We start from the raw sequence: 25,015 nt of genomic DNA on the forward strand, positions 1-25,015 counted from the left end.
TGGGATTGGCCGCAAGGGAGCAACCCTGAGTAGTCGTGAACGTCGTTGACCTACGGACTTGTCACAGACTTGTTCGACCTCAAGTGAAAGAGCTGATCAGGGTGTGGGGAGTGCCCTCGCCCAGCATCAGGTAGAGATCGGCGGCCTCGGAGTTGGCCGCGATGCTACGGGCGAACATGGCTTGCTCGTATTCGGTGAGCGCGGTCTCGACGTCGCCGGAACGAGCGGCGATGGCCCGGCCCAATTCGGCGCCGTCGTACAGGGCCGAGTTGGCGCCTTCGCCATTGGGGGCCGCGAGGTGCGCGGCGTCGCCGAGCAGGGTCACCCCCGGCGTCCGGTGCCACCGGTGCTCGACCGGCAGGGTGTGGATGTGGCGCAGGACCGGCGCGGTCTCGCCGTCGGTCACCAGTGCGGTGAGCCGCGGTGCCCAGCCGTCGAACTCGCCCGCGATCCGGGCGGAGGCCGCGGCGGGATCGGTGAAATCGATGCCGTCGAACCACTCCTGCGGACGAGCGAGCATCACCCAGGTGTGGAGGTTCCCGCCGCGCTCCCGGTGGGCCAGGATCCCCTTGCCCGGTTCGAGCACCATCATCGCGCCGCCGCCGACGGTCTCCGCGCTGACCGGGTGCCGGGTGTCGCCGTCGAACAGATGGGTCTCGATGAACGAAATGCCCGTGTACTCGGGCATCGCGCCGGAAACCAGCGACCGGACGCGGGACCAGGCGCCGTCCGCGCCCACCAGCAGGCTCGTGGTGACGGTGGTGCCGTCGGCGAAGGCCACCTCGTGGCGGCCATCACCGAGGGCTCGCACACCGTCCACCTTGTGTCCCCAGTGGACAGTCCCGGCCGGGAGCGAGTCGAGCAGCATGCGCCGCAGTTCGCCGCGCTGCACCTCGGGGTTGCCGCCCGTGCCGTCGTCGGGGACGTCGAGCAGGAGCCGGCCGTCCCGGTCGAGGAGCCGCATCGCCTGACGTCCCTCCAGGACGAGCTCGCGGAACTCCCCGGTGAGGCCCGCGGCCTCCAGCGCCCGCTGGCCGTTGTATTCGCGGATGTCGAGCAGCCCGCCCTGGGTGCGCGCCGAGGGGGAGGGCTCCGCCTCGTGGACCGTGGCCGGAATGCCGTGGACGTGCAGCACCCGGGCCAGCATCAGCCCGCCGAGGCCCGCTCCGATGATCGTGACCGGTGTCGTCATGGTGTTCCTCCCCAAGCCCGCCGACCCTCGTTGGATCGCCACTCCAATCAAGTTAGCACGTGATTGGATCGCCACTCCAACTATGCGATAGTGGACCCGTGGACAAGAAGACGCGAGCACCCCGGCGCAAAGACGGCCTGTCCAGAGAGGTGATCATCCAGGCCGCGACCGAGCTGCTGGACGACGGCGGCGAGAGCGCGCTGACCCTGCGCGCGCTGACCGTGCACCTGCACACCGGTTACGGGGCGATCTACCACCACGTCACGGACAAGAACGACCTGCTCGCGGCCACCGCCGACGACATCATCACCCGCGTGCTGTCCGGCGCGGCCACCGACGCCGACCCCCGCGAAACCCTGCGCCGCCTCGCGCTGGGCCTGTTCGACGCGATCGACGCGCACCCCTGGGTCGGGGCGGAGCTTTCCCGGCAACCGTGGCGGCCCGCGCTGCTGGACTTCTACGAGAGCATCGGCAAGCTGCTGGACGCGCTCGCCGTCCCCGAGCGGGCGATCTTCGACGCCGCCGGCACGCTCGTGAACTACGTCATCGGCGTCGCCGTGCAAAACGCCGCGAACGCCCGCCACCTCGACGGCGACGGCACGGAACGGGCGGCCTTCCTGGACGCCACCGCCACCCGATGGGCACAGCTGGATCCCGCCCGGTACCCGTTTGTCCACGCCTCCATGACCAAGCTGCGCGAGCACGACGACCGCGAGCAGTTCCTTGCCGGCGTGGACATCTTCCTGAGCGGAATCGCCGCTCTGCACTAGCCGAGCAGTGCCTCGCCCAGCGGTGTCGTCAGGTAGAGCACGCCGCGGCCGGACCGTTCGCGGGCGACGAGGCCGGTTTCGCGCAGGACGCGCAGGTGCTGGGAGACGGCGCTCGGCGTCACGGCGAAAACCCGGGCCAGGTCGGTGGTCGTGGCGGGCGAGCGGAGTGCTTCGAGCAGCCCGGCGCGCATCGGGCCCAGCAGCCGGGTCACGCCGGAGGACGGCGGGCGCGTGCCGGCCGTCCAGACTGCGCCGACGCCGCGCGCCGGGTAGCGGACCGTGGTCTGGGTGGTCGTGTTTCCTTTGATCAGCACGTATGCCGAGCCCAGCGCGACCGGCATCAGCACCAGTCCGCCCGGGCCGCGGTTCACGATCTTGTCGGCGCGCCACCGTCGGCCGCCGAGGGTCAGGCGGCCGTCCGCCCAGCGCAGGTCCGGGTGCAGGTCGGCGAACAGCCGCGCGGCGCCGCCCGCGGCCAGTTGCCGGGCGCGGTAGGCGACGTCCGCGTCGAGCACCGCCCGGATCCGCGGCCAGTGCGGGGCGATCAGCCGGTCGTGGGCCGCCCGCAGCTCGGCCGCGATCGCGCGCAGGCCGGCCGCCGGGTGCGCGGCGAGTTCGGCCGCGGGCGTGGGCAGGTCGTCGCCGAAGACGCGGTGGAGGCTGGCGCGGACCTGACGGGCGGTGGTGCGGCACAGGGCCGCGAGGTCGTCGTCGAGTGAAGTGCCGGCGCCGGTGGGCGCGGGCACCAGGAAATTGGGCCAGCTCGGCCGGTCGCCGGTGATCAGCGGCCAGGTGCGCGGCAGGTCGAGCGGCCGCGCGGCCAGCTCGTCCGACGCCCAGCGCAACCACCGCAGGTGCAGTGCCCGGCGGTTCTGCCCGCCCAGTTGTTGCAGGGCCGCAATGGTTTCCGACAGCGCGGAGACGGCGAACCGCGTCTCCGCCAGCTCGGCCACCCCGAGTTCGACCGTCGTCGTCACCGGTCCGAGTATGTAGCAAGGAGCTAAATCATGTCGGACGGCGCCCGCCGCGCCCGAAGATCGCGCCATGCCCCGTCTCCCCTCCTCGTACTGGCGCCTCTGGTGGGCCAGCGGCATCGACAACGTCGGCGACGGGGCCTTCGCGGCGGCCGTCCCGCTGCTGGCCGTCACGATCACGCACGACCCGCGGCTGGTGGCAGCGGTCTCCGCCGCGACGTACCTGCCGTGGCTGCTGCTCTCGCTGCCGGCCGGCGCGCTCGTCGACCGGCACGACCGCGTCGCGCTGATGTGGCGTTCGCAGGCGGTCCAGGCGGTGCTCGTCGGGGCCGTCGCGGCGCTGGCCGCGACCGGCCGGATCAGCCTGGTCTCACTCGCCGTGGCCGCGTTCGCGCTGGGCTGCTGCGACGTCGTCTTCGACAACGCGAGCCAGGCCTTCCTGCCCGAGATCGTGCCGAAACCCTTGCTGCACAAGGCCAACGGCGCTCAGCAGGCGATCACCACGGTCGGTGCGCAGTTCCTCGGGCCGCCGGTCGGCAGCGCGCTCTTCGCACTCGCTGTCGCGCTGCCGTTCGGCCTCGACGCCGGTTCCTTCGCGCTGTCCGCGAGCCTGCTCGCCACGCTGCCACGTACGCGAAGGCCGCCCGCGCGCACAGCGATCACCGATGGCCTGCGCTGGCTCGCGCGGCACCGGCTCCTGCGTACGCTCGCGATCTTGTTGGGCGTCAACACCTTCTGCGGCCAACTCGCGACCGCGACGCTCGTACTGCTGGCCACGGAGACCCTGCACGTGTCCATCGCCGGTTACGGCGTGCTGCTCGCGGGAACGGCGTTCGGCGGGCTGCTCGGCGGGCTGGTGAACGCGCGGCTCGTGGCCGTTTTCGGTGCGCTGCCCGCCCTCTTGGCCGCGCTGGCCGGCAACGTCGTGGTGTTCGTCGGCATCGGCCTGACCCCCGACGCGGTGGTGCTCGGCGCGCTGCTCGCCACCAACGGTTTCGCCACCACACTCTGGAACGTGGTGACCGTGAGCCTGCGCCAGCAGATCGTGCCGGACGTGCTGCTCGGTCGCGTCACCAGCGTGTACAAGCTGCTGGGCAAGGGCTTGATCCCGCTCGGCACGCTGACCGGCGGACTGGTGGCGCACGCCTTCGGGCTGCGTGCGCCGTACCCCGTGGCCGGAGTCCTGCGTGGACTCGCGCTGCTGGCCGCGCTGCCGGTGCTGGTGAGCGCCCTGCGCGCGAACTCCGACGGCTGACCGATCGGCGGGCGGCGGTTACCCTGGGAATGTCTTTCATGTTCTGCGCTCGTCCTGGCAGGAGGGGGTCCCGACGTGCCGAGTACCGCATCTCGATTCCGCACGCTCAGCACCGGGTTGCCGCCCGGCCCCGGCCGGGTCTTCCTCCGGCGGGCGGTCGTGCTGGGCGGGAGCGTGGCCGGGCTGATGGCCGCGCGGGTGCTGAGCGAGCACGCCGAAGAAGTCCTCATCGTGGAACGCGACGAGGACACCGCGGACGGCGGGCCACGCCCGGGCGTTCCCCAGGGCGGCCATGTGCACGCCCTGCTGCCGGCCGGGGCGGTGCAGCTGGAGCGGTGGTACCCCGGGTTCACCGCGGAGGCGGTCGCGGGCGGCGCGGTCATCCCGCCGGCCGACGGCTCCCGGACCCGGCGGTTCGTGAACGGCGCCGCCCGGCCGCAGGCGCAGGAGCCGCTGTTCCTGCTCAGCACCCGGTCGTTCCTGGAGAACCGGGTGCGCCGCCGGACCCTGGCCATCGGGAACGTCCGGCAGGTGACCGGACGGGCGGAAGGGCTCGTTTTCGACGGGGACCGGGTGACCGGCGCGAGCTACCGGCCCGAGGGGGACGGCGAGCCGGTCACGGTGGCGTCCGACCTCGTGGTCGACGCGATGGGCCGCTCCAGCCGGCTCGGCGACTGGCTGGACGGGGCCGGCTGGGAGCGCCCGCCGATCCACCGGATGCCGATCAAGCTCAACTACGCCACCGCGGTGTTCCGCCACGACAGCAGCATCACCGACGTCTGCACCGTCCTCTCGCAGGCCGGCGCCGACGTCACCCCGGACCGGGCGGCCCGGATCGGCGGCGTCCTGCGGGTGGAGGGCGACCGCTGGATCATGCTGATCTCCGGTTACGGCGACGATCACCCGAGCCGCGACCCACAGGACTTCATCACCCGGTGCCGCCGCGACTTCCCGCCGGAGTTCGGCGACATCGCCGAGCGCGCGGAGATGATCGGCGAAGTGCTGACCTACCACCAGGCCGACAGCCGGCGGCGGGATTTCCATGCGCTGCGCCGGTTTCCGGCGGGCCTGGTCGCCGCCGGCGACGCGGTGGCGTCGTTCAACCCGGTCTACGGGCAGGGCTGACCTCGGCCGCCCTGCACGCCTCCTGCCTTTCGGCCTACCTGCGGGCCGAGCCGTCCCTGCGCGAGCCGGCCAAGGCGTACTTCGACCAGGTCAGGGTCATCATCGACGCCGCCTGGCAGGTCTCCGCCTTCGCCGACCTCGAACTCCCGCACGTGGACGGGCCGTACCCGCCCGGCTACCGGCTCATCCGCTGGCTCACCGGCCGGATGTTCACGGCGTCGCTGACCGACCCCCGGACCGACGACCGCCTGAGCCGGATCATCAACATGCTGGCCCATCCGAACTCGCTGGCCGCTCCGGCCGCGGTGGCCCGGGCGCTGTGGGTCACGCGGGGACGCAGTTCGAAACCCGCGGCATGATGCGGACAGCCGGGCCCGGTCCCCGTTCGCATTGCTTAGGATTCGAGTGCACTGACCACTGCTGAATCGGGAGAACGGCCATGCGCGGCAAATCGGCGGTCGCCGGATCGGGCCTGATCGCCCTCACCCTGCTGAGCGGCTGCGGGAGCGGCGGACAGCCCGCGGCCGACGCGCCGTCGACGCCGCCGGTCTCTTCGGTCGCACCGCCGCCGGTGTCGTCGGTGTCCGCGCCACCGGGGCCCGCAGCGAGCCCGGACCCGCGGGGCTGGGCGCTGCTGATGTGCCTGACCACCGGCTCGATCTCCATGGCACCAGTGGTTTACGCCGGTTCACCGCACGCCGACCCCGGCGGCTTCACCAAGCGGGTGGCGAGTTCGGCGCAGCTCGTCCGCAGCGCGGTGACCTCCGTCGACTCGATCCCGCACACCGGGGTGGACGACGTCGACGCCATCGCCGCCCGCCTGCGCCAGTCCGTCGACTCGACCGCGCCGAAAGCCGCCGCGCTGTTCGACCAGGGCGCGGCCGGTTCGGACGCCGCGGTCACCGCGCGCCTCGACCAGGCCAACGCGCTGCTGGCGAGCATCCACCCGGACGGCGGCGAGCTCTACGACGCGGCGCAGTCCTCCGAGACCATCGGCGCGGCGTACCGGAGCGCCTCGAGCTGCCCGATCCAGCGCCCGTAAGGCTCAGGCGGTCAGGCCGACCGCGGCCTCGGCGGTGTTCACCAGGAACGTCAGCGTCTCGTGGAAGTAGAGCTCCACAGTGGACGCATCGTGGCCGAGGTAGCCGATCGACAGGTCCTGGCCGAGGTGCAGCTCGTAGTCGCCGCCGCGGGTCGAGAGCACGCAGGCGCCTTCGATGGCCGGGGTCCAGATGATGTCGCCGTCGACGATCTGCTTCAGGTGGTCGATCACCGGATAACCGTGGCTGGCCGCCTCGATCGCGGCGGTGTAGGCCGTCTTGCTCAGCAGCACCGCGTACGGGCCGACGACACCGGCCGCGCGCAGCTTGCCGAGCGCGTCGCCGATCGCCTGCGGGTACGCGCTCGCTTCGGAAGGCAGGGCGAGCGGACTCAGCGACGAGGCCGGGCGGATGCCGTCGATGCCGGCGTCGGCGAAACCGTCGAAGACCACCCGGTCCTCGGCGTATGCGATGTTCTGCGCGGCGTCCTTCACCGGCTGCCAGTCGGCGTCCTTCGCGCCCCACTCCACCGAATCGACGGCGTCGCGGCTGACCGTGAACGGCACCCGGAGGTCGACGATCCGCTGGGCCGTGCGCAACCGCGCCTGCACCCCCGCCGACGGCGACGCGATCGAGTCCAGGTGCCCGGTGCCGACGGCCGACAGCGACAGATCGCCGGCCACCACCACGTCGACGACCCGGCGCGCGGAAGCCAGCTCGCGGAACGTGCGGCGGGCCTCCTCCTCGAGCTCCGACCAGGCGGCCGAGGAGATCGGGGCGAGCTCGCGATGCAGGTTGTTCATGACCGGGCACTCCTTCGCAGACTGCCGATGCCGAGTGACACATCGGGCTCGGACTCGTTTTCCGGCGCGGCCGGGGAAGATCGGGAAGACGGCGCGGGCGGGTCCTCCAGGAACCCGGCGGTCGGCACGTAGAACAGCGCGCCGGTGACGGGCGTGGAGAAGTCGAGGATGCGGTCGTGATTGCCGGGCGGCGACCCGACGAACATGTTCTCCAGCATCCGCTCGATCACCGACGGCGATTTCGCGTAGCCGATGAAGTACGTGCCGAACTCGCCGTACGCCGGGCGCCCGAACGGCATGTTGTCACGCAGGATGTCCAGCTCGTTGCCGTCCTCGTCGGTGATCACGTTCAGCGCGATATGGGCGTCGGCGGGCTTTTCCTCGTCCGAAAGCTCCACATCGGACAGTTTGCGCCGCCCGATCACCAGCTCCTGCTGCTCGGTGGACAGCGCGTTCCACGCCGCCATGTCGTGCAGGTACTTCTGGACGACGACGTAGCTGCCGCCGTCGAAGTCCCCGTCGTCGTCGACGAGCACGGCCTCGCTCGCGCCCCGGCCGGTCGGGTTCTCCGTGCCGTCGACGAAGCCCAGCACGTCGCGCGCGTCGAAGTAGCGGAAGCCCTGCACCTCGTCGACCACGGTCACCGCGCCTTCGAGGCGCGCCATGATCAGCGTCTCCAGCTCGAAGCACAGGTCCATCCGGTCGGCCCGCAGGTGAAACAGCAGGTCGGCGCGGCTGACCACGCTCTCGTGCCGGTCGCCCTTGAACACCGGCAGCTCGTGCAGCTCGGCCGGGCGCGGCCCGCCGTAGAGCCGGTCCCACGCCGCGGAGCCGATGCCGGTCACGCAGGACAGGCCGCCGGTCAGCGACCGGAACCCGACCGAGCGCTGGAGCCCGGGCAGGTCTGTCAACAGATCCTTGACGGTGTCCTCGGTGCCCTCGTTCACTCGCACCACCAGGAAGATCGCCGCCCGGGTGAGCGGCCCGACCACGTCCTGCGACTCGGGCGGCAGGTCCGCCGAAGCCCCGGTCTCACCGCGCGCCATCGGCCCCACAAGCCCTCCTGTCACCGGAACACACGCTGCGCATCGTAACCGGACACCCGGTTTCGGCCCGGCTGACTCACACGGCCGGGGCTCCGGCGCAGACCAGCAGTTCCAGCAGGCGCGGCACGCTCTGCTCGAGGTCTTCGGCGGCGCTGTCCCGGCCCGCCAGGTGCTGGAGCAGGGCCCGCTGGAACAGGCCGTCGAAGGTGGCGTACGCGACCGGCGGGGTGACCTTCGCGGGCACGCCGGCGAACTCGGCGTAACGCTCCACCACCCGCCAGACCATGGCCTCGCGCTGCTCGTCGATGTCCAGCACGTCGGCGCGGAAGGACTCCTCGAACAGGCTCTGGTTGCGCAGGTCGTACCAGAGCCGGTGCATCACGGCGTCGGCGCGCAGGGTGCCGGCCATCGCGGCGCCGAAGCCCCGCTTGAGGTCTTCGGCGGAGTTCGCGGCGGCCACCACGTCGTCGTAACGGGTGACGCAGACTTCCTCGAACTGGCGGACCGCGTACGTCAGCAGCTCGACCTTGTCGGCGAAGTAGTAGTGCAGCACACCGTGGGAGAAGTCCGATTTCTGCGCGATCTCCCGCAGGCTCGTGCGGGCGTAGCCCAGCTCGGAGAGCGCCTGCAGCGCCGATTCCGCCAGCTGCGCGCGCCGCTGGGCGAACTTGTCCACGCTGCGGCGCGAGATCCGCTCTCTCGCCTCGGTCACCACGGTTTCCTGTCGCCTCGGGGTGCCCGCGCAGTTCGCGGACCCCTCGCAGTCTAGCGTCGCACGAGATCTTGACGACTGTCCAAGAAAATCTTGACGATCGTCCAAATTTCGCTGATGATGTGAGCCACGCCGCATCCGAGGCCTGTCTCAAGGAGGAGATGTCGATGGTTTCGTACGACCTGACCGGGCGGAAAGCACTGGTCACCGGTGGAGCGCAGGGCCTCGGGGCCGGAATGGCCGAAGCGCTGGCCGCGGCCGGCGCCGCCGTGGTCATCGGCGACGTGCAGGAAGACCTGGGCCGCGCGACGGCCGACGCGATCAAGCAGACCGGCGCCACCGCGGGCTTCGTCCGGCTCGACGTCACCGACGACGAAAACTGGGAGCGGGCCGTCACCGAGGTCGTCGCCGAACTCGGCGGGCTGGACATCGTGGTGAACAACGCCGGGGTCGAGATCACCGGGCTGGTCGCCGACCTCGACCCGGCCGGCGTGCGGAAGATGCTCGAGGTCAACGTGCTCGGCACTTCGCTCGGCGTGAAGCACGCGTTCCGCGCCATGCGCCCGGGCGGCCCAGCCGGCCAGGGCGGCGCGGTCGTGAACATCTCGTCGGTCGCGGCGATCATCGCCTTTCCCGGCATCGCGGGCTATTCCGCGACCAAGTCGGCCGTCGACCGGCTCACCCGGGTGGCGGCGATGGAGTCCGGGAAGCTCGGTTACGGCGTGCGCGTGAACTGCGTCTACCCCGGCCTGGTGCCCACGCAGATGGGCAGCCGGCTGGCGCAGGACGTGGTCGACGTCGGGCTGTTCCCGAGTGTCGAGGACGCGATCGGCGCCGTCGTCTCGCAGACCCCGGCCGGGCGTCTCGGCGAGGTCTCCGACATGGCCGACGCGGTGGTGTTCCTCGCTTCCGACGCCGCCCGCTTCATCACCGGCGCCGGCCTGCCGGTCGACGGCGGCATGGGCATGTGACCGCGCTCCTCCAACGAAAGGCTGACTCATGACCAGCGCCAAGCCCGTTGTCGTCTACGGGGCCTCCGGCTACACCGGCAGGCTGATCTGCGAATACCTGCGCGAGTACAACGTCCCCTTCATCGCCGCGGGCCGCGACAAGGCCCGGCTGCAGGAGACGCTCGATCACATCCCCGGCCTCGACACCGTGGACCACGAGGTGGTCGAGGTCGCGCACGAGGTCGAGCCGTTGAGCGAGCTGTTCGCCGACGCCAAGGTCGTCTGCAACACCGTCGGCCCGTTCAGCGAGTACGGCCACGAGGTCGTCGAGGCCTGCGCCCGCACCGGCACGCACTACCTCGACACCACCGGCGAGCAGGACTGGCTGATCACCGCCGAGGAGCAGTACGGCGCGCGGATGGCCGAGCAGGGCCTGCTGCTCTCGCCCGGCGTCGCGCAGATGTACACCACCGGCGAGATCGCGGCGAACGTCTGCCTCGAGACGCCCGGACTGGACACTTTGGACATCCTGGTGTTCTGGAAGGGCTACCCCACCGTCGCCTCGACGAGGACGATCCTGGTCAACGCCGCGCTCTCCTCGGCGTACTACCTGGAGCAGAACGAATACCGGCAGTGGCCCGCGGACGGCGGCCCGCAGGACGTGGTCGTGCCCGGCTATCACGAGGTCGGGCTGGCGCTGCCCTGGGGCGGCACCTCGCACCCGGTGTGGTTCAAGCGCGATCCGCGGGTGGCGAACGTCAAGGCGCTCGGCGGGGTCTTCGACCGCGCGCTGATGCAGGGCGTGCCGCAGATCGTCGCGGCCGTGCTGGAGCAGGTGAAGGACCTGCCCGAGGCGGAGAAGATCAAGGTGCTGCACGAGCAGGCCGCCGCGGTGCGCGACGAGATGCCGCCGCGGGAGAACCAGCGGCTGAACACGTCGCTGGACTCGGTGCACGCGTCCGGTCCGCTGGGCCGCGCGCACTGCGTCATCCACGGCACCTGCAACTACAAGCAGACCGGGCTGATGCAGGCGTACGCCGCGTATTCGCTCTTGCAGCAGCCGCCGAAGCAGGCCGGGTTCGCCTCCGCCTGCCAGGCGTTCGGCCACCGCGAGCTGCTCGGCGTGCTCCGGAGCTTCGGCCTGGTGTCGAACCCGATCCTGACCGTGCACGCCTGACCCCGGAGGACGAGCGGTGCGACTGAGCGACTACCTCGACAAGGGCGCTTCCCTGGACCCCGGGGCGCCCTGCCTCACCATGGCCGGCACGTCCTTCAGCTACGGCGACGTGCGCGAGCTGTCCTGGCGGGTCGCGCGGGCGCTGGCGCGCTCGGGCGTCCGGCCGGGCGACAAGGTCGCGATCCTGTCCGGCAACGACCCGGTCTCGTTCGGCTGCGTGTTCGGCATCAGCCGCGCGGGCGCGGTGTGGTGCCCGGTCAACCCGCGCAACGAGGCGGCCGAGAACTCGGAGCTGCTGGACCTGTTCGACTGCACCTGCCTGCTGGTGCAGGAGTCGTTCGCACCGCTCGTCTCCCGGATCCGCCCGCTGCTGCCGAAGCTGGCCACGGTGGTCTGCCTCGACGGCTCGATCCCCGGCACCGTCTCGCTGCCGGACTGGCTCGACGGGCTCGAAGACGGGCCGTGGGAGGTCCAGGCGCCGGACGACGTGGTGATGCTCGTCGGCACCGGCGGCACCACCGGGCGGCCCAAGGGCGTGGTGCTCACCGGGCACAACGTCGAAACGATGTCCGCGCTGACGCTGATGAGCTACCCGTTCTCCGGGCGGCCGCGGTACCTGGCGCTGGCGCCGCTGACGCACGCGGCGGGGGTGCTGTGCTTCCCGGTGATGGCGCTGGGCGGGGAGATCGTGGTGATGCCGGCGCCGGACCTCGACGAGTTCCTCACGCTGGTGGAGCGGCACCGCGTCACCCACAGCTTCCTGCCGCCGACGCTGATCTACCTGCTGCTGGACCGGCCTGCCCTGGCGTCGGCGGACCTGTCGTCGCTGCAATGCCTTTGGTACGGCGCGGCGCCGATGTCGGCCACCAAGCTGGAGGAGGCGATCACCCGGATCGGGCCGGTGCTGGGCCAGTTGTTCGGGCAGAGCGAGGCGCCGATGATGATCTCGACGCTGGCCCCGGCCGAGCACTTCCACGCCGACGGCTCGCTCGCCCGCGAGCGCTTCACCTCCGCCGGCCGGCCGACGCCGCTGACCCAGGTCGCGATCATGGCCGAGTCCGGCGCGCTGCTGCCACCCGGCGAACGCGGCGAGATCGTGGTCCGCGGCCCGCTCGTGATGCCGGGCTACTACCGGGACCCCGACGCCACCAAGGCTGTCCGTGAGCACGGCTGGCACCACACCGGCGACATCGGCTACCTGGACGCCGAGCACTACCTGTACATAGTGGACCGGGCGAAGGACATGATCATCACCGGCGGCTTCAACGTCTACTCCGCCGAGGTCGAGCAGGCCCTGATGACCCACCCGGCCGTGCAGGACTGCGCCGTGGTCGGGCTGCCGCACGAGAAGTGGGGCGAGCAGGTGACCGCCGTCGTCAAGATCCACAGTGGACAGATAGCGACCCCGGACGAGCTGCGCGCCACCGTGAAGGCGCTCCTCGGCAGCGTGAAGACGCCGAAGGCGGTGCTCGTCTGGCCGGACCTGCCCCGGTCGAAGGTCGGGAAGGTGCTGAAGACCGACGTCAAGGCGCGGTTGCTGGAGCTGCGAATCGGGGGATGATCGGGGCGGCTGGGACACCGAGGCCGTACCGGCCGGCCGAGGTCGCGGCCGCCGCACGAGCAGGGGCTGGTAAGGACACCACGCCGGAAGCCGTGGTGCTGTGGTGGCTGCGGCGCCACCCGGCGGGCATAGCGCCGGTCATCGCAGCACCCAGGCCTGCCGCGACAAGGCAAAGCGGGGCCGGTCCACAGTGGACCAGCCCCGCTTCGTGCGGTTCAGACTGCGTTCGTCACGCGCTGCGGCGGCGGCGAACCAGCAGCAGCATCGCGCCGCCGCCGAGGACCAGCGCGGCGCCGATCCCGATCGGGAGCGAGGCGTCGACACCGGTGTTCGCCAGCGGGGCCTGGCCCGAGTTGTTGCCGGCCGGGGTGGACGGCGCCGTGGTCGGGACCGCGCCCGCGGCGGTCCAGCTGACCGAGGCGTTGGCACTGACCTGGGTCTTCTCCGACTGGGCCACGATCAGCGACTGCGCCGGCTGCTTGGCGTAGTTCTCGCCGACGAACAGGCGGCCGGTGTCCAGGTGCCCGACGGCCTTCAGCACGAACTGGCCCGTGCCGTCCTTGGCGTCCTTCGGGATGTCGACGTAGAGCTTGGTGCCGTCCTTGACGTCGCCGGTCTTCAGCGCGTCGCCGTTGGCGTCGGTGAGCTTGACGCCCTCGGGCAGCTGGCTCGCGAGGTCGGTGACGTCACCGGTGGTGGCCACGGTGAACGGGCCGATCCGGGTGCCCGCCGCGCCGTCGGCCTTGGCCGGGGTGACGCTCAGGGTCGGCTTGGGCTGCTGGCCGATGCCGGTGTTCGCGCTGCCGGTCAGGTAGTCGTAGAGCGCGAGCACGTCGGCCGAGGCGTCGGCGTTCTCGTACGGCAGCGGCTTGTCGCGGTTGATGTTCTTGCCATCGCTGAAGTGCCACACCGCGGCCTGCGTCGCGGTGACGGCCTCCTGCTCGGACAGCCCGTCGTGAAGCGTGACGCCCTTCTTGCCCAGCGTGCTCTGCAGCGCGGCGGCGTCGTTGGCCGGGTAGCCCTCGTGCAGCACCCAGTTGATCTTGTCGCTGTTCTTGGTGAACGGCGACTTCGGGTTCGGGTACTTCGTCCACGGCTGCTCGACCATGGTCTGGTCGGTGCGCAGGTCGGTGTCGATCTCGACGCAGTACATCTTGAGCATGCTGCCGTCGGAGAGCTTCAGGCCGAACAGCTCGGTGACGAAGCTCGTGCCGCCCTCGAGGTTGACGCTGAACCCTTCGGTACCGCTCTTGGGGATCACCTTGCCCTGGGCCGCACCGTCGTCGGCGTTGGCGGCCGGCGCCGCCACCAGCACCGCGGCGGCCGCGGCGAGCACCGCGATCCCGCCCTTGACCAGCCCTGACCTGCCGTGCATAAGTCTCCTATCCGAAGCCCTGAACCCACCAGACCGTCACGAGCCGCGTGAGACCACAATCCCCGATCACCCGGCCACCCATTTGGGCGAAGTTCCACCCATTCAAGCGATACGGGAGCATACACGCGCCACACACGCGCTCACTCGGGGTATGCCTAAAGCTGCCACCTCGTCCGTTCGGGCAGGTTGACGCCATTCTGTGAGGGGTAGAGACGTCCATTCCAGACGACCGCCACGGCGCGTTCACCGGCCTTTTCCCGAACAAAAACGATCACGCTGCCGCCATTCAGCCGCGGGAACTGCGCCGGTCGGCGGATTCGGCGCCGGGACCCTTCCCACGCCCGCGGCCTTAACCGCGTTCGCCGTTCTGCTGCTGAGCCTCGGCGAGCTGCTGATGACCATCTCCAGTGGCACCGGGGCGCTGATCGGCCTCGGCATCTGGTGGTTCGCCGTGGTGCTGTTGCTGGACCTGCTGATCGGCCCTGGCCGACGGGTGCAGATCCTGTGGGCCGTCGCGTCCTCAGGGACGGTGCTGATCGTGTCCACCGATCTGCCTCAGGCCGCCGTCTCGGACTCCGGGCAGCCGATCATCTGGGTGGCGACCGGCGTGATGGCGCTCTCCGGACTGCTCCGCCCGGCGAAGCCCACGGACGAGCCCGGCGCCGAGCCTGAGCCGTAACGAACGCGGGTCAGGAAGCGGCCTTCGCGCCAGGGAAAAGTTGGCGGTACCGCATCGGCGACAGGCTCGTCGCGCGGCGGAAGTGCTGGCGCAGGTTGGCCGGGGTGCCGAGCCCGACGCGGGTGGCGATCTCCTCGACGGTCAGGTCCGTGGTCTCCAGCAGCTCCTTGGCCCGGCCGATGCGCTGCTGGTGCAGCCAGTTCAACGGCGTCACCGACGTCCGCTCCAGGAACAGCCGGTGGAAGTGCCGCGGGGACAGGTGCGCCTTCGCGGCCATCCGGGCCACCGTGACGGGTTCGTCCAAATGGGACAGCATCCACTGCTGCGCGGCGGCCAGCGCGTCGTCGCCCGGTGGCACCGGCGGGGTTTCGATGAACTGCGCCTGCTCGCCTTCGCGGCGGGGCGTCGCCAGGATCCGGCGGGCGACGTGGTTGGCGACCGAGGCGCCGAGGTCCTTGCGCAGGATGTGCAGCGCCAGGTCGACGCCCGCGGTCACGCCCCCCGAAGTCAGCACGGAACCGTTGTCCACGAACAACGCCGCGGGGTCGACCGTCACGCCCGGGAACTGATGGGCGAGGGCGTCGCAGAGGGACCAGTGGGTGGTCACCTTCAGCCCGTCGAGCAGGCCCGCCTGCGCGAGCGCGAACGTGCCAGAGCAGATCGATACCATCCGCGCGCCCCGGTCCGCCGCCGCTTTCAGCGCGCCGAGGGTCATCCGGTCCAGTCCACCGGCGGCCGCCCCGCCGTAACCGGGCACGATCACCGTCTGGGCCTTGCGCAACAGGTCAAGGCCGCCGTCGGGGACCACGCTCAGCCCACCGGCGACACCGGCCGGGCCGCCGTCCACCGTCGCGGTCGTGACGTCGTAGAACTCGGGCGCCTCGCGGGCGAAGACGTGCATGGGGATGGCGAAGTCCAGCGGCAGCACCTGCTCCAGCAGCACCACCGCGATCCGATGCCGGCTCATGGCAGCATCCTATCGCCAGCCGTCAGTACTGCCGCTGTCCGGGCGAGCCCGCCGCGAGCCATGCTCGGGGAACAGTCCCTACTGGCGAAGGAAAACACCACCGTGTCACCAAGCTCCTCGACGATCGTGCTCGTCCACGGCGCCCTCACCGACGCCTCCGTCTGGCACGGCGTCATCACCGAACTCCAGCGACGGGGACACCGCGTCCTCGCGCCCGCGATGCCGATGCGCGGACTCGCCTCGGACGTCGCCCGCCTGCGCAGCTTCCTGAGCACGATCGACGGCCCCATCACCGTCGCCGCGCATTCCTACGGCGGCTCGGTCATCTCCGACCCCGACGCGCTGACGCCCGCGGTGCGGTCGCTGGCGTTCGTCGCCGCGTTCCAGCAGGACAGCGGCGAGACCGCGGGCGAACTCAACTACCGCTTCCCCGGCAGCAAGCTGACCCCGGACACCACGCTGGTCCGCGAGGCCCTGGACGGCAACGACCTGTACCTGCGGCCCGAGCACTTCGCCGAGGTGTACGCCGCGGACCTGGACCCGGCGACCGCGGCCGTGCTCGCCGCCGCCCAGCACCCGATCAACCCCGCGGCGCTCGACGAGTCGTTCACCGGCGAGGCCACCTGGCGCACCCTGCCGTCGTGGGCGCTGATCTCGACCGCCGACCACTCGATCCCGACGGAAGCCTTGCGCGACATGGCGAAGCGGGCCGGCTCGACGGTCGTGGAGCTGGATTCCGCCCACGCCGTGCCGATCGCGCACCCCGCCGAAACCGCCGCGCTCATCCTCGCGGCCGCCGCCTGAACACCCTGGAAAGGCCTACGTTGTCCGACAACACCAACCTCAACCGTCTGCTCGACCGCAACCGCGCCTTCGCCGCGACCGACGTCCGGACCGAAGTACCCGTGCTCCCGTTCCTGCCGCGGCAGGGCCTGTACCTGATCACCTGCCTCGACTGCCGCGTCGACCCCGCGCAGGTGCTCGGCGTCGGCATGGGCGACGCGCTGGTGCAGCGCAACATCGGCGGCCGCGTGACCCCGTCGGTCCTCGGCGATATCGCTTACGCCGCTTACCTCGTCGGGGCCAAGGCGCCCGAAGGCCCGTGGTTCGAGGTCGCGATCATCCACCACACCGGCTGCGGCTCGGCACTGCTCGCCGACGACTCGATCCGCCGCGGTTACGCCGAACGCATGGGCGTCGACGAGCGAACCCTGCTGGACACCGCCGTCCTGGACCCGGCGCACACCGTCGCCGTGGACGTCGATCGGGTGCGGCAGGCGCCGCAGATTCCGGACGAGGTAAAGGTTTCGGGCCACGTGTACGACCTCGAGACCGGCCTCGTCACCACGGTCGTGCCCGCCGGACGGTGACCCGGCCCGATAAGCGGTGGCCCGGCCGAGCGTGATCGACTTTGCTGGGGCGCGTGGAAAACGACAACCTGATCCTGCGCCCGATCTCCGGGCCCGGGGAACTCGCCCTCTTCTCCGGGCTGCCCTACGTCCTCAACGAAGAGCTGGCCGACGACCTCGGCGAAGGCCGCCGGCGCGCGGACTGGCTGTGGGTCGCCCTCCGCGGTGACCGGCTGCTGGCCAGGGCCGGCTGGTGGGGCCGGGCCGGTGCGGACAGCCCGTTCCTCCTGGACATCTTCGATGTCGACGACAACGGCGCGGATCCCGATCGCGTGGACGTCGCCGAACGCCTGCTGCGGACCGCCATGGCCGAGGTGGTCCCGGCGGGCGCCGCTGCGCCCAAGTACCTCCGGATGGTCCCGCCGGACTGGCGCGAGGACGCGGCGGCCCGGAGCGCCGTCGAGGACCGGATGTCCGCGCTGGCCAGGACCGGCGCCCGCCCGTTCGTCGAACGGCTGCGGTTCCAGTGGAGTCCGGGCACCCCGATCGCCGAGCCGGCGGGGCGCCTGGACTTCCGGCCGATCCGTGACACCGAGGAGGTCCTCTCGTTGATGACCCGGGTCCTGGACGGCACGCTGGACGCGCACAGCCGCGACGACCTGACCCGGATGCCCGCCCGCGAGGCGGCGGTCAAGCACTACGAGGACGAACTCGCGCCCTACCTCAGCCCGCGGGAATGGTGGCGGGTCGCGATGCTGCCGGGCGGCGAGCCGGTCGGGTTCGTGACCCCCGGCCGCAACGCCTACAACCCGGTCATCGGCTACCTCGCCGTGCTGCCCGAGCACCGCGGTCACGGCTACATCGACGAGATCCTCGCCGAGGGCACGCGGGTTCTGGCCGCGCAGGGCGTGCCGCGTATCCGGGCGGCCACGGACCTCGGCAACACCCCGATGGCGAACGCCTTCCGGCGCGCCGGGTACACCGACTTCGAACGCTCGATCCTGATGAGCTGGCCCTGATCCCGGCGACCGCTACCCGGCCGGCGCCACCCGCACGTGGGCGCGCTCGCCCTGCCGCCCGATCAGGCTGAGGAACTCGACCGGGCCCGCGCTGGTGGCGCCGAACCAGTGCGGCGTGCGGGTATCGAACTCCGCGGCTTCCCCCGCTTTGAGGCGCAGGTCGTGCTCGCCGAGGACCAGGCGGAGCGTGCCGTTCAGCACGTAGGCCCAGTCGTGCCCCTCGTGGGTGCGCAAGACGGGTTCCGCGTCGTCGCGGCCCGCGGGCAGGACGAACTTGTAGGCCTGGATGCCGCCCGGCCGCCGGGTCAGCGGCAGGACGGTCGAGCCGTCCTCGCAGGCCACCGGGCGCAGGTTGATGCGGGGGTCGCCGGTGGCCGGCGCGTCGACCAGCTCGTCGAGAGTGACGCCGTACGCCCGCGCGAGCGGCAGCAGCTGTTCGAGCGTGGGACGGCGCAGGCCCGCCTCCAGCCGGGACAGCGTGCTGGCCGAGATGCCGGTCTGCTCGGCCAGCGCAGTGAGCGTGATCTCGCCGTGTGTCCGGAGGCGTTTGAGCCGCGGCCCGACTGCGTCCAGGGCCCGATCGATACTTCTGTCCACCCCCGTAGTTTGCCATTTGGCAAGATGCTTTGCCAACATCGCCGATCCCGGTGCACGGTGGTACTCGAAGCGAGAGAACCACCAGGAGGACACCGGTGAACGAGCACCAGGAGACCCACGACTTCGACCGGCCCTACTGGGAACGGCACTGGCAGCAGGCCCGGCGGAACGGACCCGGACCGGCCCCCAACCCGTACCTGCTCCGCGAGACCGGCGCCCTGAAGCCGGGCACGGCGCTCGACGCCGGCTGCGGTGAAGGCGGCGAGGCCCGCTGGCTGGCCGAGCACGGCTGGGACGTCACGGCCGCGGACATCTCCGCCGAAGTACTGGCCCGAGCCGGCCGGGTGCCGAGCAGCGTGGACTGGGTCCAGGCGGACTTGACCGACTGGACGCCGGGCCGTCAGTTCGACCTGGTCATGACGCACTACGCGCACCCGTCGATCCCGCAGCTGGCCTTCTACGACCGCATCGCCGAATGGGTCGCGCCCGGCGGAACCCTGTTGATCGTCGGGCACCTGCACGGCCACCACCCCGCCGAAGCCACCGCGACGGCCGCGAACATCACCGCGCGCCTGGCCGTCGCGAAGTGGGCCATCGTCACCGCCGACGAGCAGGCCCGCACGGTGACCGCCCCGGACGGCCGGAGCGTCTCGCTGCACGACGTCGTCGTGCGCGCCACCCGGCACCAGTAAGCACCCAGCAGCTCAGCGCCGCGGCCTTTCGGCACCGGCGCCGATGCCCCCTGCCCGCAGGAGAAAGTCATGCGTACACAACCCGCGCCCGTCGAAAGAACGGGCGCGACCATCGACGACCCACGCCGGCGCCGCGCGATCCTGATCGCGGTGAACATCGCCCTGATGGCCGTGATCGCGTCGGTCTCCGGGCTCAACGTCGCGCAGCAGGAGATCGCGCTCGAATTCGGCGCGTCGCAGGGCACCGTCCTGTGGATCATCAACGTCTACCCGATCACCCTCGCCGCGCTGCTCCTGCCGCTCGGCGCGGCCGGTGACCGGTGGGGCCGCAAACCCGTGCTGCTCGCCGGATTGGTCCTCTTCGGACTGGCGAACCTCGCCGCGGGCCTCGCCCCGTCCGCCGGCGTCCTGCTGGCCGCCCGGCTGCTGAGCGGGGTGGGCGCGGCGATGATCATGCCGGTGACGCTGGCCGTCATCACCTCGACCTTCCCGGACGGCGAACGCGCCAAGGCGATCGGCGTGTGGACCGCGGTCGCCGGCGGTGGCGGCATCCTCGGGATGTTCCTGTCCGCCGCGCTGGTCGACCTGGCCGGCTGGCGGTGGCTGTTCGTCCTGCCGATCGTGCTGGTGGCCGCGGCCATCACCGTCACGCTGCGCTCGGTGCCGAACTCCCGCGAGCCGTCGCGGCACCGGTTCGACGCCCTCGGCTCGGTGCTGGCCATGGTGACGGTAGTCGGGCTGGTCTTCGTCCTCCAGGACGGGCCCGAACGCGGGTGGACCGCGCCGGTGACGCTGGTGAGCCTGCTCGCCGGGATCCTCGGCGGGACCGGGTTCGTCGCCTGGGAACTGCGCCGGCCGGCTCCGCTGCTCGACGTCCGCCTCTTCCGCACCCGGGGCCTCGCCGGCGGATCCGTGGCCCTGCTGGTCGTTTTCGGTGTCCAGGCGGGGATCTTCGTGGTGCTTTACCCGTACTTCCAAGCGGTGCTCGGCTGGTCCGGTCTTCGCGCCACCCTCGCGCTGATGCCCACGGCGCTGCTGATGATGGCCGCGTCCGGCCTCGCCCCGCGCGTGGCCGCCCGGATCGGCGGCCGTTCGACGATGGTGACCGGGATCGTCGTGGGCACCGCGGGCCTGGCCCTGATGGCCGGGCTGGTCTCGGTCGACGGCGGTTATCTCTCGGTCCTGCCCGGAATGCTCGCCATGGGGCTGGGCATGGGGTTGACGATGACGCCCTCGACCGAGGCCATCACCAGCTCCCTGCCGCGTGACCGGCAAGGGGTGGCGTCCGCGCTCAACGACGTCACCCGGGAACTCGGCACCGCCCTCGGCGTCGCGTTGCTCGGCACCATCCTCGCCGCCGGCTACCGCGACGCCATCAGCTCCCGGCTCGCCGGAGTACCGGCCGAACTCGCCGACACGGCCCGCCACGGCGTCGCCAACGCGGTCGCGGCCGGCGCCCGGTCACCGGAGCTGGTCCGGGCCGCCCGGCAGTCCTTTGTGGATGGCTGGCAGCACGCGATGTGGGCCGGCGCAGCCGTGCTGGCGATCGCCGCGGTCTACCTCCTCGTGCGAGGCCCGCTTCGCACCACCGAAACCACAACCGAGAAGGAGTTCTCATGAGCGACACCCTCGAATACGAAGCCTGGCGCCAGACCCGGTGGGCGGAAATGGCCGGCCCGCAAGGAAAAGCGAGCGTGGTGGCCCGGGGCATGGTCTCCGGGCCCGAACTCCAGACCGTGCCGGACGTTCCGGGACAGTGGAGCACCACCGAAGCGGGCGGCCTGACGGTGACGGCCACTCTCGCCGACGGAGTGGTGGTCGAGGGCGAGCCGGTGGACGGCACGGTGGAAGTCCGGCCCGGCGGCCAGCTGGAGTTCCACTCGGGACGGACGGGTTCGGTCGGCGGCGGGGACGGCGCGTACGGCCTCATCGTCATGGACGAAACCGCCGTGGCCCGATCGGGGCTCAGCGAAATACTGGCCTACCCCTACGATCCGGCGTGGGTCCTCGAAGGCGAGTACCGGGCCGCGCCGCCCGGGCGCACCATTGAGGTCGACCGGCTGACGGTCCCGCGGACCCAGGACGCCCTGCCGGCGCCCGTCGACCTCGTGGTCACCATCGGCGGCGAGGAGTACCTGCTCGCCGTGCTCGAAGACCTGCCCGGCCGCCGTCTGGTGATCTTCACCGACGGCACCAGCGGGAACGGCACCCCCGACATCGGCCGCTGGCTGCTGCTGCCGCCGGCCGAGCCCGGCCGCCCCGTGCCGGTCGACTTCAACCGGACAACGCTTTCCCAGCACCATTTCGCGCCGCCGGTGTACACCTGTCCGCTCTCGCCTCCCGGCAACCACCTGCCGATGCGCGTCGAGGCGGGCGAGCGCGCGTTGGCCTATCAGTCCACTAAGGACAAGGCGCGCCAGTACCTCCGCCACCTGGAGAACCGGGACTTCGAGGCCGCCCGGTCGATGTGCGCCGGCACCGCCACCGTCTGGCACAACGACGGCAAGGGCGACGAGACGATCGACGAGAACATCAACGGCATGAAGGCGCAGATCCACACGATGGAATCGATGCGCTACGACGTCGTGCGCCAGCTCTCCGACGGCGACGAAGTCCTTCAGCAGCACGTGATCCACGTCGCCACGACCGACGGCATGCGGGGCGAAGTGCAGGCCGCGGTGTACTTCCGCTTCGAAGACGGCCTCATCACCAGGATCGAGGAGTACGCCGCCTTCGTGCCGGCCGGCTGACGGAACCGCTCGCAGGCGCTGATCGCCCTCGGTTTCGGCGCTGATCCCGGCCGGCATGGCGACCTCCTCGCGGCGCGGCCCGGGCACGCGGCGCAGGCCGTTCCCGGGCGGCAGGCCGGCTTCCGCGGGCGTGACCAGCTCACGCCGTGCACCGGGGGCAACAGCGGGAAGGCTCGGCCGACGACCGGAAAGCCAAGTACGGCAACCAGTTCTGGCTCGGCCGCATCGACGCCGTCGTGATCAACGCCGGCTATGGCCTCTTCGGCGCGGTCGAGGAATTCATCGACGAGCAGGTCCGGCATCAGCTCGCTACCGCCGCCGGGACCGACGCCCGCCAGCCTCTCGCAATGGTTGCCACCATCACTAAGTTGACTCGTTGCACTTTTTTACCGAGTCTGCTTTCATGGGTGGCAACCAGAGAGGAGCCATCATGAACTCACCAGCACCCAGCCAAGCCAGGATCACGATCATCGGCGCCGGGCCCGGCGGATTGACCTGCGCGCGCATCCTCCAGCAGCACGGCGTCGCGGTCACCGTGTACGACCGCGAGCCGGGCCCCGAAGCCCGCAACCAGGGCGGCAGCCTCGACCTGCACGCCGACAACGGCCAGCTCGCCCTGCGCGAAGCCGGCCTGCTCGAGGAATTCTTCGAGCTGGCCCGGCCCGAGGGCCAGGAGATGCGCAAGCTCAGCCTGGACGGCGAGGTCACCTTCCGGCAGCTGCCCGAGGCCGACGACCTGTTCAAACCGGAGATCGACCGCAGCCAGCTGCGCACCCTGCTGCTCGACTCGCTGCGGCCGGGAACGGTGCGCTGGGGCCACCGCCTCGAGCGGATCAGCGGGCCCGACGACGGCCCGCGGCGGCTGCACTTCACTGACGGCGCAATCGTCGAGGCCGATCTGGTCATCGGCGCGGACGGCGCCCACTCCCGGGTGCGCCCGGCCGTGTCCGCCGCCGTGCCCGGCCACACCGGGATCAGCTTCGTCGAGGCGTGGTTCTCCGACGTCGGGAACCGGCACCCCGAACTGTCCGAAATGGTCGGTCAGGGCGGCGCCATCGCGGGCGACGGCGAGCGCGGGGTGTTCGCCCAGCGCAACAGCGGGGACCACATCCGCGTGTACCTCATCCGGCAGGGCCCGGCCGACTGGCTCGCCGCGAACGGCCTGACCACCGCGGACACCGAGGGCGTCCGCGCCCTGCTGCTCGACGAGTACGCCGCCTGGTCACCGCGCATGCGCAAGATGATCACCGACAACGACGGCGCGTACATCGACCGCCCGATCCTCGCCCTGCCGGTCCCGCACACCTGGGACCACAACCCGACCGTGGCCCTGCTCGGCGACGCCGCCCACCTCATGCCGCCGCTCGGCGTCGGCGTCAACCTCGCCATGCTCGACGCCTCGGAACTCGCGCTCGCCCTCGTGAACGCGGCCACTGTGGACGATGCCGTCCGCGTTTACGAAAAGACCATGCTGCCGCGGTCGATCGAGACGGCCACCGCCCTCGAAGGCGCTGCCGCGGGCCTGCTCGAGGCCGACTGAGCCCGTCACGCCAGGTGCAGCAGGCGGTCGATCCCGTAGGCGAAGCGCGAGTCGAACGAGTCGTGCGCGAGCAGCGGCACCCCGACCTTCGCCAGTGCCGGGAACCCACCGGAATCCAGTGCTTCCGCCAGTCCGGGCGCCGAATCGGCCGGGCTGGTCTGCTCCTCCTGGGTGAGCCCCAGTGCCAAGTAGACGATCGCCCAGCAGAGCCGGGCCGCCTCCGCTTCGCCGAACCCGGCGTCGAGCAGCCCGCCGACGATCACCTCGGCCACCCGCAAGGTCTGCCCGCCGCCGGTGAAGGTCCCGGCGACGAGCCGTCCGCCGTCGCGCCGGGCGAGCAGGGCGCCGCGGTAGCGATGCGCCATCAGCCGCACCCGCGCGATCGGCTCCTCGGACAGGTCTTCGAGGGAAACCGAGCCGACGATCGCGTCGGCCATGAGGTCGACCAGGCTCTGCTTGCTCTTGACGTACCAGGTCACCGAGTTGAGGTGGGCGCCGAGCCCGCGGGCCACGGCGCGCAGCGACAGCCCTTCCAGCCCCTCCTGCTCCAGGATGGTGAAGGCGGCGGTGATCACGTCGTCACGAGTCCAGCGCATGCCGGGCAGTATCCCAGTTCACTCGCCGAAGGCCGCGCGGGAAACCTCGTCCCACTGCTCCCATTCCGCGATCCGGTTCGCGTACTCCTGGCGGATCACCGGCAGCGGGCCGTCACCGAAGAAGATCCGCAACGGCGGCTGTTCGGCGTCGACCACGGCGAGGATGGCCGCGCGGGTGGCACGGGGATCGCCGCGGCGGGCCGACGGGCGCGCGGTGACGTTGGCCCGGAAGTCCTCGTACGCCGGGGATCGCTCGGCCTGCACCGCGGACGGGCCGGCCCAATCGGTCGCGTAGCCGGCCGGCTCGACGAGCGTCACGTGGACGCCGAATCCCTCGACCTCCGCGGCCAGGCTGGAGGTGAAGCCTTCGAGCCCGAACTTGGACGCGTGGTAAAGCCCGAGGCCCGGCAACGCCAAGACGCCGGCGATCGAGGACACCTGCACGAGGTGGCCGGACTTCTGCTCGCGCAGGTACGGCAGCGCGGCCTGGGTGACCCAGAGCGGGCCGAACAGGTTGACGTCGACCTGCGCCCGCGCCTGCTCCGCGGTGACCTCCTCGACCATGCCGAACAGTCCGTAGCCCGCGTTGTTGACGACCACGTCGAGCGCGCCGAAGTGATCGTGAGCTCGCTCGACAGCGCCGAACACCGCATCGCGATCGGTCACGTCGAGCCGCAAGGGAAGTACTGCCTCGCCGTACCGCGCCACCAGATCGCCGAACACGTCCGCCCCGCGGCTCGTGACGGCGACACGGTCACCGCGGCCGAGGGCCGCTTCCGCCCACTCCCGGCCGAATCCCTTGGACGCACCGGTGATGAACCAGGTCTTCATGGTTGTTCTCCTTTC

The 25,015-nt window shown here is 71.2% G+C and carries 27 protein-coding genes; 17 read left to right on the forward strand and 10 right to left on the reverse strand.

Features of this window, described 5'->3' with window-relative positions; all coding sequences use genetic code 11:
* Positions 1 to 79: 79 nt before the first annotated feature.
* On the reverse strand, positions 80 to 1,192 hold the full coding sequence (locus BMY97_RS03575) for an FAD-dependent oxidoreductase (RefSeq protein WP_091612283.1): 1,113 nt from the start codon (positions 1,190 to 1,192) through the stop codon (positions 80 to 82).
* Positions 1,193 to 1,290: 98 nt separating this feature from the next.
* Between BMY97_RS03575 and BMY97_RS03580 the strand changes: the two genes are divergently transcribed.
* Positions 1,291 to 1,962 carry a TetR/AcrR family transcriptional regulator gene (locus BMY97_RS03580; protein ID WP_218156663.1) on the forward strand — a complete coding sequence of 224 codons (672 nt, stop codon included), beginning with the start codon at positions 1,291 to 1,293 and terminating at the stop codon, positions 1,960 to 1,962.
* Here the strand turns inward: BMY97_RS03580 and BMY97_RS03585 are convergent.
* On the reverse strand, positions 1,959 to 2,939 hold the full coding sequence (locus tag BMY97_RS03585) for an ArsR/SmtB family transcription factor (protein WP_245787119.1): 981 nt from the start codon (positions 2,937 to 2,939) through the stop codon (positions 1,959 to 1,961). The two genes, BMY97_RS03580 and BMY97_RS03585, sit on opposite strands and share 4 nt — an antisense overlap.
* Before the next feature lie 67 nt (positions 2,940 to 3,006).
* Between BMY97_RS03585 and BMY97_RS03590 the strand changes: the two genes are divergently transcribed.
* The 4 genes from BMY97_RS03590 (at position 3,007) to BMY97_RS03600 (ending at position 6,358) form a co-directional block, all read left to right on the forward strand.
* Complete coding sequence (locus tag BMY97_RS03590) at positions 3,007 to 4,191, forward strand: MFS transporter (protein ID WP_091612290.1); 1,185 nt, start codon at positions 3,007 to 3,009, stop codon at positions 4,189 to 4,191.
* A 75-nt stretch (positions 4,192 to 4,266) separates the two neighbouring features.
* Positions 4,267 to 5,316, forward strand: coding sequence for an FAD-dependent oxidoreductase (locus BMY97_RS03595; RefSeq protein WP_218156664.1), 1,050 nt, complete (start codon positions 4,267 to 4,269; stop codon positions 5,314 to 5,316).
* A 152-nt stretch (positions 5,317 to 5,468) separates the two neighbouring features.
* Positions 5,469 to 5,675 carry a hypothetical protein gene (locus tag BMY97_RS47705; protein WP_218156665.1) on the forward strand — a complete coding sequence of 69 codons (207 nt, stop codon included), beginning with the start codon at positions 5,469 to 5,471 and terminating at the stop codon, positions 5,673 to 5,675.
* Positions 5,676 to 5,755: 80 nt separating this feature from the next.
* The gene (locus BMY97_RS03600; RefSeq protein ID WP_091612293.1) at positions 5,756 to 6,358 is read left to right on the forward strand and encodes a hypothetical protein; all 603 of its coding nucleotides are present in this window, start codon (positions 5,756 to 5,758) and stop codon (positions 6,356 to 6,358) included.
* A 3-nt stretch (positions 6,359 to 6,361) separates the two neighbouring features.
* Here BMY97_RS03600 and BMY97_RS03605 read toward each other — a convergent pair whose 3' ends face one another.
* From BMY97_RS03605 to BMY97_RS03615, 3 genes are all read right to left on the reverse strand, one after another.
* Positions 6,362 to 7,159, reverse strand: coding sequence for a family 1 encapsulin nanocompartment shell protein (locus BMY97_RS03605; protein ID WP_091612296.1), 798 nt, complete (start codon positions 7,157 to 7,159; stop codon positions 6,362 to 6,364).
* Complete coding sequence (locus tag BMY97_RS03610; RefSeq protein WP_091612300.1) at positions 7,156 to 8,205, reverse strand: Dyp-type peroxidase; 1,050 nt, start codon at positions 8,203 to 8,205, stop codon at positions 7,156 to 7,158. The genes BMY97_RS03605 and BMY97_RS03610 overlap by 4 nt, the downstream gene beginning before the upstream one ends.
* Before the next feature lie 76 nt (positions 8,206 to 8,281).
* Entirely contained in the window at positions 8,282 to 8,917 is a 636-nt protein-coding gene (locus BMY97_RS03615) for a TetR/AcrR family transcriptional regulator (protein ID WP_245787120.1), read from the reverse strand.
* A gap of 167 nt (positions 8,918 to 9,084) precedes the next feature.
* On the opposite strand from BMY97_RS03615, the gene BMY97_RS03620 reads away from it, so the two are divergent.
* The 3 genes from BMY97_RS03620 to BMY97_RS03630 are packed head-to-tail and all read left to right on the forward strand — an operon-like array spanning position 9,085 to position 12,605.
* A complete protein-coding gene (locus BMY97_RS03620; protein ID WP_091612930.1) occupies positions 9,085 to 9,888 on the forward strand; it encodes an SDR family NAD(P)-dependent oxidoreductase in 804 nt (267 codons plus the stop codon).
* A 28-nt stretch (positions 9,889 to 9,916) separates the two neighbouring features.
* Positions 9,917 to 11,044: a DUF5938 domain-containing protein gene (locus BMY97_RS03625; RefSeq protein WP_091612306.1), complete on the forward strand. Its 1,128-nt coding sequence runs from the start codon at positions 9,917 to 9,919 to the stop codon at positions 11,042 to 11,044.
* A gap of 16 nt (positions 11,045 to 11,060) precedes the next feature.
* Positions 11,061 to 12,605, forward strand: a complete 1,545-nt coding sequence (locus BMY97_RS03630) for an AMP-binding protein (protein ID WP_091612309.1) — start codon at positions 11,061 to 11,063, stop codon at positions 12,603 to 12,605.
* A 229-nt stretch (positions 12,606 to 12,834) separates the two neighbouring features.
* Here the strand turns inward: BMY97_RS03630 and BMY97_RS03635 are convergent, their stop codons facing one another.
* Positions 12,835 to 13,980 carry a thioester domain-containing protein gene (locus BMY97_RS03635; protein ID WP_091612312.1) on the reverse strand — a complete coding sequence of 382 codons (1,146 nt, stop codon included), beginning with the start codon at positions 13,978 to 13,980 and terminating at the stop codon, positions 12,835 to 12,837.
* Between the two features lie 394 nt (positions 13,981 to 14,374).
* Here BMY97_RS03635 and BMY97_RS03640 point away from each other — a divergent pair, with 394 nt between their 5' ends.
* On the forward strand, positions 14,375 to 14,659 hold the full coding sequence (locus BMY97_RS03640) for a hypothetical protein (protein ID WP_091612314.1): 285 nt from the start codon (positions 14,375 to 14,377) through the stop codon (positions 14,657 to 14,659).
* Positions 14,660 to 14,669: 10 nt separating this feature from the next.
* Here the strand turns inward: BMY97_RS03640 and BMY97_RS03645 are convergent, their stop codons facing one another.
* The gene (locus BMY97_RS03645) at positions 14,670 to 15,626 is read right to left on the reverse strand and encodes a GlxA family transcriptional regulator (protein ID WP_091612317.1); all 957 of its coding nucleotides are present in this window, start codon (positions 15,624 to 15,626) and stop codon (positions 14,670 to 14,672) included.
* Positions 15,627 to 15,728: 102 nt separating this feature from the next.
* Here BMY97_RS03645 and BMY97_RS03650 point away from each other — a divergent pair, with 102 nt between their 5' ends.
* Genes BMY97_RS03650 through BMY97_RS03660 form a run of 3 tightly spaced genes read left to right on the forward strand, consistent with a single transcriptional unit; the run spans position 15,729 to position 17,994 of the window.
* On the forward strand, positions 15,729 to 16,430 hold the full coding sequence (locus tag BMY97_RS03650; protein ID WP_245787121.1) for an alpha/beta hydrolase: 702 nt from the start codon (positions 15,729 to 15,731) through the stop codon (positions 16,428 to 16,430).
* Between the two features lie 20 nt (positions 16,431 to 16,450).
* Entirely contained in the window at positions 16,451 to 16,996 is a 546-nt protein-coding gene (locus BMY97_RS03655; protein WP_177231154.1) for a carbonic anhydrase, read from the forward strand.
* A 53-nt stretch (positions 16,997 to 17,049) separates the two neighbouring features.
* On the forward strand, positions 17,050 to 17,994 hold the full coding sequence (locus tag BMY97_RS03660; protein ID WP_091612321.1) for a GNAT family N-acetyltransferase: 945 nt from the start codon (positions 17,050 to 17,052) through the stop codon (positions 17,992 to 17,994).
* Positions 17,995 to 18,006: 12 nt separating this feature from the next.
* Here BMY97_RS03660 and BMY97_RS03665 read toward each other — a convergent pair whose 3' ends face one another.
* On the reverse strand, positions 18,007 to 18,591 hold the full coding sequence (locus BMY97_RS03665; RefSeq protein WP_091612323.1) for a helix-turn-helix domain-containing protein: 585 nt from the start codon (positions 18,589 to 18,591) through the stop codon (positions 18,007 to 18,009).
* Between the two features lie 95 nt (positions 18,592 to 18,686).
* On the opposite strand from BMY97_RS03665, the gene BMY97_RS03670 reads away from it, so the two are divergent.
* The 5 genes from BMY97_RS03670 to BMY97_RS03690 all read left to right on the forward strand — a co-directional run bounded on the left by BMY97_RS03670 (position 18,687) and on the right by BMY97_RS03690 (position 23,573).
* A complete protein-coding gene (locus tag BMY97_RS03670; RefSeq protein WP_091612324.1) occupies positions 18,687 to 19,283 on the forward strand; it encodes a class I SAM-dependent methyltransferase in 597 nt (198 codons plus the stop codon).
* Positions 19,284 to 19,352: 69 nt separating this feature from the next.
* A complete protein-coding gene (locus BMY97_RS03675) occupies positions 19,353 to 20,903 on the forward strand; it encodes an MFS transporter (protein ID WP_091612326.1) in 1,551 nt (516 codons plus the stop codon).
* Positions 20,900 to 22,033: a DUF1684 domain-containing protein gene (locus BMY97_RS03680; protein WP_091612327.1), complete on the forward strand. Its 1,134-nt coding sequence runs from the start codon at positions 20,900 to 20,902 to the stop codon at positions 22,031 to 22,033. Before BMY97_RS03675 ends, BMY97_RS03680 begins: the two co-directional genes overlap by 4 nt.
* Before the next feature lie 146 nt (positions 22,034 to 22,179).
* Positions 22,180 to 22,467, forward strand: coding sequence for a hypothetical protein (locus tag BMY97_RS47710; RefSeq protein ID WP_091612330.1), 288 nt, complete (start codon positions 22,180 to 22,182; stop codon positions 22,465 to 22,467).
* Positions 22,464 to 23,573 carry an FAD-dependent oxidoreductase gene (locus BMY97_RS03690; RefSeq protein ID WP_091612333.1) on the forward strand — a complete coding sequence of 370 codons (1,110 nt, stop codon included), beginning with the start codon at positions 22,464 to 22,466 and terminating at the stop codon, positions 23,571 to 23,573. Before BMY97_RS47710 ends, BMY97_RS03690 begins: the two co-directional genes overlap by 4 nt.
* Before the next feature lie 5 nt (positions 23,574 to 23,578).
* Here the strand turns inward: BMY97_RS03690 and BMY97_RS03695 are convergent, their stop codons facing one another.
* Together BMY97_RS03695 and BMY97_RS03700 are read right to left on the reverse strand one after the other, a co-directional pair.
* A complete protein-coding gene (locus BMY97_RS03695; RefSeq protein WP_091612335.1) occupies positions 23,579 to 24,169 on the reverse strand; it encodes a TetR/AcrR family transcriptional regulator C-terminal domain-containing protein in 591 nt (196 codons plus the stop codon).
* Positions 24,170 to 24,187: 18 nt separating this feature from the next.
* Positions 24,188 to 25,000, reverse strand: a complete 813-nt coding sequence (locus BMY97_RS03700; protein ID WP_091612338.1) for an SDR family oxidoreductase — start codon at positions 24,998 to 25,000, stop codon at positions 24,188 to 24,190.
* Between the last annotated feature and the right edge of the window lie 15 nt (positions 25,001 to 25,015).

It is taken from the genome of Amycolatopsis saalfeldensis (genome assembly GCF_900110575.1).
Taxonomy (GTDB): Bacteria; Actinomycetota; Actinomycetes; order Mycobacteriales; family Pseudonocardiaceae; genus Amycolatopsis; species Amycolatopsis saalfeldensis.

Bases quoted from the DNA above. Each gene is read 5' to 3' on its own strand.
- BMY97_RS03680 (WP_091612327.1), top strand. From the start codon at position 20,900: ATGAGCGACACCCTCGAATACGAAGCCTGGCGCCAGACCCGGTGGGCG.
- BMY97_RS03600 (WP_091612293.1), top strand. From the start codon at position 5,756: ATGCGCGGCAAATCGGCGGTCGCCGGATCGGGCCTGATCGCCCTCACC.
- BMY97_RS03695 (WP_091612335.1), bottom strand. From the start codon at position 24,169: ATGCGCTGGACTCGTGACGACGTGATCACCGCCGCCTTCACCATCCTG.
- BMY97_RS03620 (WP_091612930.1), top strand. From the start codon at position 9,085: ATGGTTTCGTACGACCTGACCGGGCGGAAAGCACTGGTCACCGGTGGA.
- BMY97_RS03645 (WP_091612317.1), bottom strand. From the start codon at position 15,626: ATGAGCCGGCATCGGATCGCGGTGGTGCTGCTGGAGCAGGTGCTGCCG.
- BMY97_RS03575 (WP_091612283.1), bottom strand. From the start codon at position 1,192: ATGACGACACCGGTCACGATCATCGGAGCGGGCCTCGGCGGGCTGATG.
- BMY97_RS03640 (WP_091612314.1), top strand. From the start codon at position 14,375: ATGACCATCTCCAGTGGCACCGGGGCGCTGATCGGCCTCGGCATCTGG.
- BMY97_RS03590 (WP_091612290.1), top strand. From the start codon at position 3,007: ATGCCCCGTCTCCCCTCCTCGTACTGGCGCCTCTGGTGGGCCAGCGGC.
- BMY97_RS03635 (WP_091612312.1), bottom strand. From the start codon at position 13,980: ATGCACGGCAGGTCAGGGCTGGTCAAGGGCGGGATCGCGGTGCTCGCC.
- BMY97_RS03700 (WP_091612338.1), bottom strand. From the start codon at position 25,000: ATGAAGACCTGGTTCATCACCGGTGCGTCCAAGGGATTCGGCCGGGAG.
- BMY97_RS03610 (WP_091612300.1), bottom strand. From the start codon at position 8,205: ATGGCGCGCGGTGAGACCGGGGCTTCGGCGGACCTGCCGCCCGAGTCG.
- BMY97_RS03675 (WP_091612326.1), top strand. From the start codon at position 19,353: ATGCGTACACAACCCGCGCCCGTCGAAAGAACGGGCGCGACCATCGAC.
- BMY97_RS03690 (WP_091612333.1), top strand. From the start codon at position 22,464: ATGAACTCACCAGCACCCAGCCAAGCCAGGATCACGATCATCGGCGCC.
- BMY97_RS03605 (WP_091612296.1), bottom strand. From the start codon at position 7,159: ATGAACAACCTGCATCGCGAGCTCGCCCCGATCTCCTCGGCCGCCTGG.
- BMY97_RS03625 (WP_091612306.1), top strand. From the start codon at position 9,917: ATGACCAGCGCCAAGCCCGTTGTCGTCTACGGGGCCTCCGGCTACACC.